General features: G+C 51.3%; 10 protein-coding genes and 1 riboswitch. Of the genes, 1 reads left to right on the forward strand and 9 read right to left on the reverse strand.

Annotation, left to right across the window (positions count from 1 at the left end):
* Together EFBL_RS11050 and EFBL_RS11055 are read right to left on the reverse strand one after the other, a co-directional pair.
* Positions 1–1,181: hypothetical protein (locus tag EFBL_RS11050; RefSeq protein WP_172899689.1), on the reverse strand; the 1,181-nt coding region annotated here is incomplete at its 3' end.
* A gap of 62 nt (positions 1,182–1,243) precedes the next feature.
* The gene (locus EFBL_RS11055; RefSeq protein WP_096182191.1) at positions 1,244–2,836 is read right to left on the reverse strand and encodes a DUF2254 family protein; all 1,593 of its coding nucleotides are present in this window, start codon (positions 2,834–2,836) and stop codon (positions 1,244–1,246) included.
* A gap of 149 nt (positions 2,837–2,985) precedes the next feature.
* Between EFBL_RS11055 and EFBL_RS11060 the strand changes: the two genes are divergently transcribed.
* Entirely contained in the window at positions 2,986–4,956 is a 1,971-nt protein-coding gene (locus tag EFBL_RS11060; protein ID WP_096182192.1) for a S8 family serine peptidase, read from the forward strand.
* 62 nt (positions 4,957–5,018) lie between these two features.
* Here the strand turns inward: EFBL_RS11060 and EFBL_RS11065 are convergent, their stop codons facing one another.
* The 7 genes from EFBL_RS11065 to EFBL_RS21880 all read right to left on the reverse strand — a co-directional run bounded on the left by EFBL_RS11065 (position 5,019) and on the right by EFBL_RS21880 (position 12,011).
* On the reverse strand, positions 5,019–5,318 hold the full coding sequence (locus EFBL_RS11065) for a hypothetical protein (RefSeq protein WP_096182193.1): 300 nt from the start codon (positions 5,316–5,318) through the stop codon (positions 5,019–5,021).
* Positions 5,319–5,487: 169 nt separating this feature from the next.
* A complete protein-coding gene (locus EFBL_RS11070; RefSeq protein ID WP_096182194.1) occupies positions 5,488–6,174 on the reverse strand; it encodes a C40 family peptidase in 687 nt (228 codons plus the stop codon).
* Positions 6,175–6,305, reverse strand: a riboswitch (cyclic di-AMP (ydaO/yuaA leader).
* A gap of 146 nt (positions 6,306–6,451) precedes the next feature.
* Positions 6,452–9,109: an S-layer homology domain-containing protein gene (locus tag EFBL_RS11075; RefSeq protein ID WP_096182195.1), complete on the reverse strand. Its 2,658-nt coding sequence runs from the start codon at positions 9,107–9,109 to the stop codon at positions 6,452–6,454.
* A gap of 159 nt (positions 9,110–9,268) precedes the next feature.
* Positions 9,269–9,955 carry a Crp/Fnr family transcriptional regulator gene (locus tag EFBL_RS11080; protein ID WP_096182196.1) on the reverse strand — a complete coding sequence of 229 codons (687 nt, stop codon included), beginning with the start codon at positions 9,953–9,955 and terminating at the stop codon, positions 9,269–9,271.
* Positions 9,956–10,062: 107 nt separating this feature from the next.
* On the reverse strand, positions 10,063–10,917 hold the full coding sequence (locus EFBL_RS11085) for a M50 family metallopeptidase (RefSeq protein ID WP_165912439.1): 855 nt from the start codon (positions 10,915–10,917) through the stop codon (positions 10,063–10,065).
* A gap of 26 nt (positions 10,918–10,943) precedes the next feature.
* Entirely contained in the window at positions 10,944–11,774 is an 831-nt protein-coding gene (locus EFBL_RS11090) for a M23 family metallopeptidase (protein ID WP_165912438.1), read from the reverse strand.
* Between the two features lie 66 nt (positions 11,775–11,840).
* Positions 11,841–12,011: an FtsW/RodA/SpoVE family cell cycle protein gene (locus EFBL_RS21880; protein WP_172899690.1), complete on the reverse strand. Its 171-nt coding sequence runs from the start codon at positions 12,009–12,011 to the stop codon at positions 11,841–11,843.
* Positions 12,012–12,013: the final 2 nt, after the last annotated feature.

A 12,013-nucleotide genomic window follows, 5' to 3' on the forward strand; every position in this document is an offset into this window, starting at 1 on the left:
TAGACAGCACCCCCGAGCAAACGGGGAAGCTGCTGCATCGCCTGCACAATATCCAGGAGTTGGATTCTGTTCATTATCTTGCGGTATTCGGGGTCGCTGCCGCTAAACTTAACGACTCCATAACCCTTTTCAGCGGGAACGATCCACACAAGCGCCGCCGGGTCTGACGCACCATTCACAAAGACAGGGTGGATGGCCTTGCTGTCTTTGACCGTAACCCACTCTAGCCCGCTGATCTTCTCTTGCTGAAAGTGAAGCATCACAACCCGACCGTCGGCCACAAGGGCGAGATCAAATTCCCCCGATCTCCCAGCCCTGAGCTGCGGGTCCGCTACACGGGTTGTCTTCCGGTCCAAAACCACCTCAAAGGGATGTGCTTCTCCAGGGTGATCCAAAGGAAAGCGGGCTGCAAAAAACTGCGTGTGTTTCCCCTTGCTTTCCACCGGATAGAACAAAAAAACCACGCCATCCGCAAGTCCGAACTCAAAATCACCGATTCGTCCCCCGCCATTGTGAACCAGGATCTTTGACTGTCTGACCACCCTTTCCAACAGAGGATTCCATTCTGTCCACCAGAAAGCCTGAGCGGCCGAACCGTAGTCGGCCAGGGAAAGGATCAACAAATTGCCGTTTGAATGAACAGCCGTCTCGATCCTTGTCACATCCTGAATCCGGATCGAACTCCACTCTTGGTCCCCGTTTGTAAGATCCGTGATTCGCAGTTCCTTGTCATCGCTTGCCACCACAAACACACTGTCCCCGGACCGGCGGACATCGAATGCCACTGCCGTCCCCAAGTTATGCGGCTTTCCCCATACGGTGCCGTTTCGTTGGGCGAGAATGAGATTGTTGTCAGCAATCCACATTCCTATCTCATCCGTCAGGAAAAAATCGGTCGCTTGCCGAAACGTTGGGTCGGGGATGGGAATTCGTTGTTTTTGTGCTGGATCGGAACCCCCCGCTTGCATCACAAGGATCGACTGTCCGTCAAAGAAAGCAAACTGTCCATCGGATATCGTAACAGGAGGCAAAGAACCGTAGCTTGTGCCCACTGTTTTTTCCCGGGCGAAGGTTTTCGGAAACGGAAGTACATTCTGCACGACCGTCAGCAGAGTATGATGAACCAACAGCAAGAGCACCAGAACCAGCACCCGCATTCCCTGCCGGTAATTTTTGCGCATACAAGCCCCCCTTCCCTATAGACAAGTCTATGTCTGGCAGAAGGAGGTTGATTCCACCACGATCAGGTTTCAGTGGGCAAAAAATCACCAGGGGAAAGACCATCAAACAGATCGATCCACTCCCCTTGATTTTTCAGCAACCGGGACGCCACATCCAGCGCATGCTTCGGTCCTTCAGGGAACTTCCGGGCATAGCGGTAATACCCTTCCCATAGCAGGAAGACTTCTGTCAAATACCGCTCCGGTTCCTGATAATCATACAAATGGCGAATATCCAGCCGGTTTGCATTCATTTGATCCAGCAGCTCGGCATCCGGTTCAAAGTATTTCCCGATTGCGCGAATCAGCACGGTGACGACCGGCTTTCGCTGCAAATAAAGGGCAGTGGAAGACAACAGCATGAACAGATACAGATAAGGGTGAATTACACCCCGGTCGCCCATGTTCGGAAGCATCTCTTCCCGCATCCAGGTGGTGATCGTCAGGACATCTTTCAAATCCCCGCTGTCAAACAAAATCTTGGTGAGTTTTACATATTCGTAGAACAGTTCATATATCAGCGGATGCGGAAAAATCGGCCCGTCCTTTTCGATAATCGCAGCCAGCAAGCGGCCAAATGCATTGGAGACCACATGCCGGGCGACAAAAGAATGTCCGTGCAGTTCGCTCTTTATAACCTGTCTGCCAATTTCCTGCAGGTTGTGAAAGGCCGAAATCACGAACCCGTGAACCGCTTCCTTGTCAGTTCCCTTCCTGACCACCTCACAACAGATATCATAGATGTGGCTTACCACAGTTGCAATCATATTCAACTGCTGCTGCCCCGCCAGACTGTTGATTACAATCATAGTGTAGCCCTCCACGATAACTCCCGCCGCTTTGAGTGAGCCGCTTTCCACATACTTGATCCCCATTTCGAACATTTCTCGCAGAATGGCCCCGGAAACGACTGTCTCCCGCTGGCTGAAAGAGATGCTGGCCAATCCCTGCAGCTGTTCCACAATCCGTTTGTGGTACCACAAAACCTTGTCCTGCTCGGCTGTCGGCAGACGGGTATTGTGCAGCATATCGGCAATGTTTTTGACGCATCGGACCGCTGTCATCGTGTCCATGTCATTGACCGCCCGTTTGCCAATGTCCGCAATCTGTTCAATTTTGCTTAACGCTTCCTGGTACTCCCCCCTGTTATAGGAGATCAGATACTCTTTTTCAATTTTGCCGATAATGGTCTCGGGCTTCATCAGCTTCATAACCGCGTACATGTAAACCAACAGCCATACAAAACCGACAATCAGCATCACAAGATCCGCGCTGATCCATTTGTCCATCTGCTTGGACACAAGCCCGTTGTCCAGTTCGCGCATCTTGGAAAGCATGTAGATGGCATGAAAGATAGTCAGCAGATAAAAGGAGAACAGGGAAATGTTATAAGGAAACCGCACATAGAAATCCAGAATTCTGTGTGTGTACTTGCTTGCGGTCATCTGAATGGCCACCATGACAATCGATATGGACAGGGTGAAAATTGTGGCCAGTATTGTTGCGATGGTGTTCAGGTAGTTCCGGGCTGTCTCCGCATCCCCGTCAAACACAGGGGGTGTGAATACGAAAACAGCCCCGGTCAGCAGCCAGGAAAAAAACAGATGCAGCGCCATCAAGGACCTCCCCGTTTCCCCCTAGTTCAGTGCTCGTTCTAGTATGTGCCCCCCCGACAAGAAAAATTTAACGATTTGCTTTCCTCTTCCAGTGACAGAATAAGATACGGGAATCGGTTATATTCGCGTTTACGTCAAGGAGGAATTTGATGAGACGATATGTTTTGGGAGGAGTCGTCGCGGCGCTTCTGCTCACGATGACTGCAGTTTTTGGCTCGCGTCCTTTCAACCAGCCGCTCCAGAATCAGCAGCGGATCAGCAGCGATCCGGGCTCACAGAATCCCCGGATCATGAACAACAAAAACAGGGACATACGGGCACAGGTGACCGGTCCCCAAAGCCGGGCCCAGATCGCGGCCCAGGATATGGCGATTACCACCGCTTTGTGTGTGAGGGACTGCCGGTTTGCCCTGCAACACCTGGCCAACCAATTGGAACATGCTGCAGATCAAAACCAAAAGCAGCAGCTCATCCGAAATGCCATGAAGGAACACCCTCAATTTCGCGCCATGATGCTGCAGACCGCCGACGGACAAACATTTTCCCATGGCTCAGCGGCAAAGCCGCAGTATCTGAAAGAAAGCGTAAACGGCCTCAAGAAGTCTGGACAGTTCTATGTATCCGATCTTTACGAAGGGCATGGCGGCAAAGACCAGCTGCTGATGTCACTTGCCGTTCCGGTTCTGAACGGTTCACAAATCGCTTCCGTCCTGGCCGCGGAGGTGCAAATGGGCTTTCTCCGTTCTGTAGCGGATCAGGTGGACAACCAAATGGGTACGATTACCCAACTGAATACACAGGATGGCGACCGGATCCTGTTTCATCCGGAGAAATCCCATTCCTCATCCGGACAACCTGTTACTCAGGCGGTGGACGGCACCAAATGGAATACCTCGTCGGTTCAGGTGCGATCCAAATCGGAAGACATCAGGACCATCTCCAAACGAAACGAAGTGGTTGTCCAATTTGACAGAGAACCGGATGCGGCAACTTTATCAAGAATCCAGAAGGAGATCGATGGTGTTATTGTAAGGCGAAATACCATGCCTACCTTTGTTTTTCGTTCAAACACCAAGTCGACGGATCAGCTGATAGCCTATTTTCAGAAAATGGGCGTTCGGATGGTCGAACCTAACAGGATTCTCAGGCAGAACGAACTGCCAAATGACCGGCTGTACCAAAAGTATCAGTGGAATTTCCCGCAAATCAAGATTGAAAATGCCTGGCAGGCTACAACGGGCATTCCCAGCACTATCATAGCGGTTGTAGATACGGGAATTGATCTGGATCATCCGGAGTTTGCCGGTCAATTGGTGGAAGGTCACAACATGATCGCAGACGACAACCGGCCGGTCGATGACAATGGGCACGGCACCCATGTGGCAGGTGTGATCATTGCCCGAACCAATAACGTCGAGGGCGTAGCCGGAATGAACTGGAATTCGAGGGTAATGCCCGTCAAGGCACTGGACGCCGAGGGAACAGGCACCGTCTTTGACATTGCGGACGGAGTCCGGTGGGCAGCCGATCATGGAGCCAAAGTGATCAATCTGTCGCTTGGTGAATATGAGGACTCGCGCTATCTGCATCAAGCGATTCAGTACGCCGTATCCAAGGATGCGCTGGTGGTGGCCGCCATGGGCAATGACGACACCGACCAGCCCAGCTACCCTGCCGCCTACCCGGAAGTTCTGGCGGTTACAGCTGTGGATCAGGATACAAAACGTGCAACCTTCTCCAATTACGGTTCTCATGCCGGAGTCGCCGCGCCGGGGGTGTCTATTGCCAGCACGTTCCCGGATTATCGGTACGCAGCGATGTCGGGAACCTCAATGGCCTCCCCTCATGTAGCCGGACTGGCCGGACTGATCCGCTCCATGAACCCCGATCTGTCGTCCGCCCAAGTTCGGGACATCATTTTGCGGACCGCCACTGATGTAGGGCCGTCTGGACCGGATCCCTATTACGGAAGGGGATTGATTAATGTAACCGAAGCTGTACGGCAAGCGCAGATAAAGTCACAGGAAATGGCACCGCCCGAGGGGAGACGGACTCCCGTCAGAAGGGATCCTTGGTGGTGGCCGTTTCGCAGACTTTTTGGCTTCGAGCAAACAAAATAGGGAACAAAAGGGAGGGGGCTGTACCCTCAGGCAGATCATCTGCCAGGTACAGCCCATGGCTTTCATAACGTCCGCTTCCCCAGGAGACGGGAAATCTGAAGTTCCATCCAATTCCAGAGTTTCGCCAGATCATAGGGCAGAATGATAAAGGTGCAAAGGAAGGCGATGGGAATCACAAGCGCAATTCGAAGCATCCGGCTCCCCAGGATTGAACAGATGATGTCAAACTGAATGGTGTGCCGGTATTCCTCCGCCAATTCCGGCAGGATGTCTGCAAGCAAATGATTGTAAAAGCGGGCTGTCGAAAGGAGGAGGTAGGAAACAAACCAACTGATGATGGCAATCCATACATATGTCCACATGCATCGGTCCCCTTCTGGAAAGTTTCCCTAGCAGTGTATGTGGCAGGACAAAAAGAGGTTTCCTGTGACTCAACGCAGTTCAAAAAATTGGAACGTTGATTAACGGCAGGAGCCGGCCCGATGGAACGAGAAAGCCAGCCTGCACAGGCTGGCTCACAGCTATATTCTTCTATATTCTTCTTGCTCCCAAGTAGCGAGGACCCCAGTAGGAACTGCTGAAACTGTCAATCTTCACCCCATGGGAACTGGTAGAGGATATGAATTGTCCGTCCCCGAGATAAATTCCTACATGGGAAGCTCCTGAATCATACGTTGCAAAAAATACCAGGTCTCCCGGCTGCAGATCCGTGACGGCAGTCCCTTGCTTGTACATGTCATGGGACGTGCGAGCCAGATCGACTCCTTTTTGTGAGAACACATACCTGACAAACCCTGAACAGTCAAATCCGGAAGGAGTGGTTCCTCCCCAGGCGTAGGGAACTCCCACAAGGCTTTTTGCCGTTTCCAGCAACGCGCCGGAATTTTTCTGGATCTCTTCCAGCTTCTTGGCAGCCAACTCCGCGATCTTCTTTCCGGTGGTGTCAGGGTCGACCTTGCCTGTCTGCTCAAGCGCATTGTCTTTTTGGAAGGCTTTTACGGCAGCTTCCGTAATTTCTCCATAGTAACCGGTATTGGTCGGATATTTGAAGTACCCCAGAATTCGCAAGTCCTGCTGCAGGGTGGCGACCTCTTGTCCCTCGACTTCTTTCTCCAGTGTCTTGTCCCCGTACTTGGACGCAGCTTCAGCATGAGAGACGGTCGCGGATGCAAACAGAAGTGCTCCCGCAAACACAAAAGCTTTCCAAAACCTGTTCAAATCGATTCCTCCTGATGCCTCCGAGGTTAGTTGACGGGTTCGGGTAAGAGGGTACCCTACACTCTTGGTGATTCACCCCAAATTACAGGTCCCCCGTACTGACTCATGGTCAGATTCGGCAAGATTTCTATTAAATGCTAAAAACTATCACACATTCTAAAAAATAGCACGAATGCTGTCGGAATTCAATAGTCTGCTATCTTACTAAACGTAGGTCTTCCAGCCTATTTTTACTAAAAAACGGTTCCTGCGGGTCAGGAACCGTTTTTCCGCTCTATTAATTGGTTTTCTCAATTTCGTAGACTACATCATCCAACAGATAGATGGCAATCTTGTCATATTTGCTAAGATTGCGAAGGGTCAAGCCAGTATCTGCTTTATGGATGTACGGATTTTCGGCGAGTTTGTATCTGGTTGCGCTTTCGATCAGATAGAGATAGTCGCTGTCGCTGACGTAAGAAAATGTTCCTTCGAGCTTCTGCATGACGTCAAATATCTTCTTGTTGCCCAGAGAGAAACGGACTTCAATCCGGTCACCCGCCGCCAGGCTGTTGATCTGGCTGTAGGATTGGGAGTTTACCTTGACGGTATCTTCACTGCCGAAGGTGATGGTGGTTGTGGAACCGTCAAACTTTTTCACGGCAACTTCGTTTCTGGCGGTGTTTATGCTCGTGATGAAACCGCGGGTTACCGGAAGCACTTCCACCGCTTTCAGTTCATTCCCGAAATAAGTGGCTTTGACCAGGTCATCTTCCTTTACATCATCTACCTTGGGATTGTTGATACCGGGAACAGTCAAGCGAACATCGGAATAGATATACAAGCTTTCGCTGTTGCCATCGTCGTCCTCCACCCGAAGGCGCTTGCTGCTGGTAGACACGTCGGTCACTTTGTACTCCAGTTCTCTTTTTACATCAATTTCCTTGATCTTGTTTGTCTCGGTCAGTTCCACCCGGACATAATCGTTTCGTTCAAGATCAGACAGGTCGGCGCTGCTTTCGTCCTTGATGTTCACGTCATAGTCGCTGTCCACAAAGTAATTTTTCTGGGTGTTGCCATCCAGTGCCAGAGTCATGATTCGTCTGTCGGGATCAATCAGCACAACCGTTCCTTCAATCCGGTTGTCCACTTCAATATAGACAATCTTGTCGTCGAAAAGCTGAATTTTGGCTTTCATGTCCTTCTTGATATCAGCAAGAGTCGGGTCGGATTCTCCATTGACATACAGCTCCGGCAGGGTGTCGTATTCGTAAGATTTCAATTCCCCGCTGTTGTCTTTCAGGACAAGGGTTTTGGCGTTCTCGTCAAGGCTTACCACTGTCCCTTCAATATACAAATCAGACAGCTCGCCAACAGATTGCCCGGTTCGATTGCTGATTGTCAGGCTCTTGATACCGTTATCGGCAATATGAATGACGATCTTGTCGCCTTCCTGCAGATCGGACAGGAGGGCCGTCGCGCCACTGCCATACTTGATCGTGGCATCCGCCGCGATTTTTCGTACGCTGGGTGTCCCGTCATTCTTTTCATAAGTCAGGATCGATTTGTCAGACGACAGGGATATGACCGTTCCCTCTTCCACAATCGTCTTGACATGAATCTTAGATACCACGTTGTCCAGAACTGTCAATTCAACTTCCATGCCTTTGAACAAGTCATTCAGTCCCGTGGTACGGTTGTCCGGATAGGTGACCGTTACCGCAGAACCGATCCGATAGATTTGTGGAGTGCCGGACAGCTTTTGCAGGGTCAACAGACCATTGGCCTGGTCCCACTCATAGATAATTCCCGCGTTTGTGGTCGATGTTCCACCTGCCAACCGGTAAACGGAAATCACTTTCCCCCGGAGGATCGTCAGTTCCACCGTATCGTTTTCCGAGAGCCCGTCAAAAGAAGTTAAAGTTCCGTCTATAGAACGATAAGTTGCCTGTTCACTCAGTTCATAGGTTTTCAGGTTGTTGGAACTGTCGGACAGCGCAATCGCTTTCAGGTCTTTGTATACCTTCACAAGAGTCCCGCTGACTTTTTCCACCCGTCGAGACTCGTCCAGGACTTCAATATAGGCTGCAGTCGGCTTGCCAATCACCAGAACCGGTTGCATGGGTTCCAGACTTGCGGCATTCGCCTGTCTGTCATTCTTGAATACCAGGGTGCCTGAAGTGAGAGTAACCGTTTGAAGCCCTGCGGAAGTCTGGACAACCATCTGATTTCCGGTTACCGATACGATATCTCCTTGCAATTCGGTGTCACGATGGACCGTCAGAAACGGCTCTGCCCGACTGATCAGCGCTGCCAGCTGGATCCGGGTGACAAAATCCAGGGGGTTAAAATTCACCGTTCCGTTAGCGTTGGGTATGCCCTTTATCAATCCATAGGCATCGGAAGAGGCAAGTTTCACATAATCCAGTGCCCAAGCGTGAATCTTGTCCGTATCGGCAAAGCTGCTTGCCGTCTGGCTGTACTGGCTGACATCATCCTCTTTGTCGATCATCCGTACAAGCAGTTGAGCCACCCATTCCCTCGATGCGGCAGAGATACCGTCAAACCGGCTTTCCTCTTCCCATCTCAACAGTCGATACCGATCTGCTATGGCGACATAAGGTTTTGCCCAGTTTGACACGTTGCGGTACTGCAATTGATAGGCGGCCGGATCGTATTGATCGACTTCCCCTTTCAATCCCAATGCCCGAATCACCATGGCGACCGCTTGTTCCTGGGACACATACTGGTCCGGAAGGAAGTTGCCGTTCCCGTCCCCCTGAATGATCTGTCTTAATGACATCTTTGCAACGTCTTTCAGCGCCCAATTGTGACTTGCCCCAAGATCCCTGAAATTGTTGGCCTCATTGGCAGCTGCCGTGTTAAAAGATGCGGAGGCAAACAACAACAGGAATACCAGAAGGCTTGATACGAGTGCTTTCCATTTCTGCGTCATGCCGTATTGTCCTCTCCCTTTATATGAAGTATGGTTTTGGAAACAAAATAGAAAAGAAGGGAAATTTTCCCTCCTATCTGTTTCGACAAAATCATACAAATTCCCTCTTTGCAAATATGAAAAAAACCGGGCATTTCTTTGCCCGGTCTTCAACCTGTCTTATTGCATGTCGGCCAGCGCTTTCTGGTCAAGCAATATGATTTGCCTTTTCTCCACGTCGATATGGCCTGCGGCCTTAAATTCGTTGAGAATTTTGCTGGTGGTTTCCCGGGTGGATCCGATCAGGCTCGCCATATCTTCGTGGGTGAGCCTGATCCCGATCTTGACACCGCCGGGAACCCGTTCCCCGTGCAGGTCTGCCAGCTTCAGGAGCAGTCGGGCAAGACGGGTTTGGACATCGTAGAACACCAGATTCTCAATTTGCTCCTGGGCTTCCTCCAGCCGCTGTTCCACAATCTGGGCCAGCCGCAGTGATACCTTGGGGTTGCGGGAAACAATCTCTTCAAACACTTTCTTGTCAATCTTGCAGATATAGGCATCATCCAGCGCTTCCGCATAATATTTGCGGGGCTCGTCGCCAAACAACGCACTTTCTCCGAAGATCGCACCCGGTTCCAGAGTAACCAGGGTAAACTGCTTGCCTGTATCGGACAGCCTGGAAATGCGAACCCGTCCTTTCTTCAACAGGTATACCGCATTGCTTGGTTCGTCAGGTGTAAAAATATAATTTCGCTTCGGCACGACAGCCGGTTGACTGCCCTTGCCAAGCTGGTCCAATTCTTTCTGTTCGACCCCTTCAAACAGGTCATACTCACGCAACTCGCAGACAGCGCATAGGCTTAGCATTCTTATCCCCTCCGAGGACCGGAAAGTTCCTGTATAGGTAACCGTAACACACTCCGCACCTCCCTGACAAGGGGCGGACGACCCAGAAGAAGGGGACACAAATCTTGCTATTCTGCAAAAATTCGCCCCAGCGGCAGCCGGATTCCACCCGGTTTCATTGCGGCTTCCAACAGTTCTTCTTCTGTCAGAATTCGTAAATGATGGTCTTGCCCACCACGGATGTATACAACATGATAAGCATCCGGGGCGAATTGGGCCAACACCCTGATCAGCGGCGTATCAGCCGTAGCCGCCAGCGACCTGACGGGCAAAGGCCGCTTGTTCCGCTGGCGGCGTTTCGTATCCAGAAACCGAATGGTGTCGTAATAGAGCTGTCTGCGCAATTGCCATGCGGACACAAACAGAAACACCCCCAAGGTGACCATTCCCGCCTGGACAAACCCGGCCCATAAAGCGAGCAGCCCCGTTATCAGCAAAACTGCTGAAAGAATGAAGGCCATGCCTATCGCCACCCCCGTAGCCTTCCGGAACCCAAGCGTCCGCGCCAGAGCTGCCCGCAGAATCCTTCCCCCGTCAAGAGGGAGTGCGGGCAACAAATTAAAGAACGCAAGGGATAAGTTGATCTGAATCAGAAAAGAACTCACACTGTCGGACAAACTTCCGATACCGGAAAGGAATATGACCAGAAACAGCAGCACAAAATTGATAAAAGGCCCTGCCAATGCAATGATTGCCTCATGCCGGGGCTGCCATCCCAGCGAGCCATGCTCCAATCGTGCGACTCCCCCAAAGGGCAGGATGGTTATGTCTTTTACCCGGTATCCAAAGAGCAGGGCCGCCCCCACATGTCCGAGTTCGTGGAGCAGGACGGTGGCAAACAGCAACAGCATTTGTCCAAAATACGGAGTCCAGGCAGACATTGCCATCAGCACAACAAAAAGGGGATGAACCTTCCATTTCATCCCCGGCCACATTACGCTTCTCACAGTTACCGCCTTGCCCGGTCCAGAATGCCCTGCGGATCAACCGGCCTGTTCTTGACATAATGGGCAAAGTACAAATCGGACGGGACTTGTTTTCCGGTTTTTCCGATCACCTGTCCGGTATAGACCCAGTCCCCGGGTTTCACACTGGCCGATTCCAGATTCCCGTACAATGTTTGTCCGGCATCACCGCCATGTTCCACAATCACATAGATCCCGTATTTGTCGTTTTTGTCATAGGTTTTGACTTCTCCCTTGGCTACCGTTCTGACTTCCGATCCCGGAGAGGTCTCCAACAGCACGGCAGGATGCTGGTTGGCATCAAAAGAAGCGGTGACTTTAAAATCGGTCAGCGGCAGAACATAAACCATTTCTTCACCCTCAGACGGCTTGCCGGAAACCGGGATTGACAGGTTGGAAGCGCCCAAGTGGGTTGCCATCCAGTTGGTAACAGTTGAAAAATCGGTCTCTCTGGTCATGACTGTTTTCAACACTTGCTGTGCTCGTTCCGCAAGAGGATGGCTCGAATGGACTGACACATAGGAAATCAGCAGCAAGAGGACAGCGCCAATGATTTGCCCCACAATGCGGCTGTTCTCACGTTCCTCATAGTCGTCATATTGCTTGTACCCCCGATAGGCGCCCCAAGGCCCGTCCCACCTTGAAGAGCCCGGTCGTCCATAATATCCGTAACCTCTGTCCTCCGTGCGGGCTCCCCGGAAATAAGGCCGGGATGAGCCGGCTCTTCCCTCCTGTTCACGTATGCCTTGAAACACCGGGTGAGAGGGAGGCGGGAACATGGGATCCTGCAGATCATCGTTCGGCAATTTCGACACGGTCATACCTCCTTGTCCATAACGACGGTGGTATATCCTATTCGCATTCAGACAAGGATATTCTTTTTAAAATTTGATTTTCTTTCGCCTGTAGCCCACGTTCAGAACCAGTCCGACACCCAGCATGCTTGTTACTATGGAACTTCCACCGTAGGACATCAGCGGAAGCGTGATGCCCGTTATGGGCATCATCGACATGGTCATTCCCACATTTTCAAACACCTGTGCCAGGAACATGG

Source organism: Effusibacillus lacus, from assembly GCF_002335525.1.
GTDB classification, from domain to species: Bacteria; Bacillota; Bacilli; order Tumebacillales; family Effusibacillaceae; genus Effusibacillus; species Effusibacillus lacus.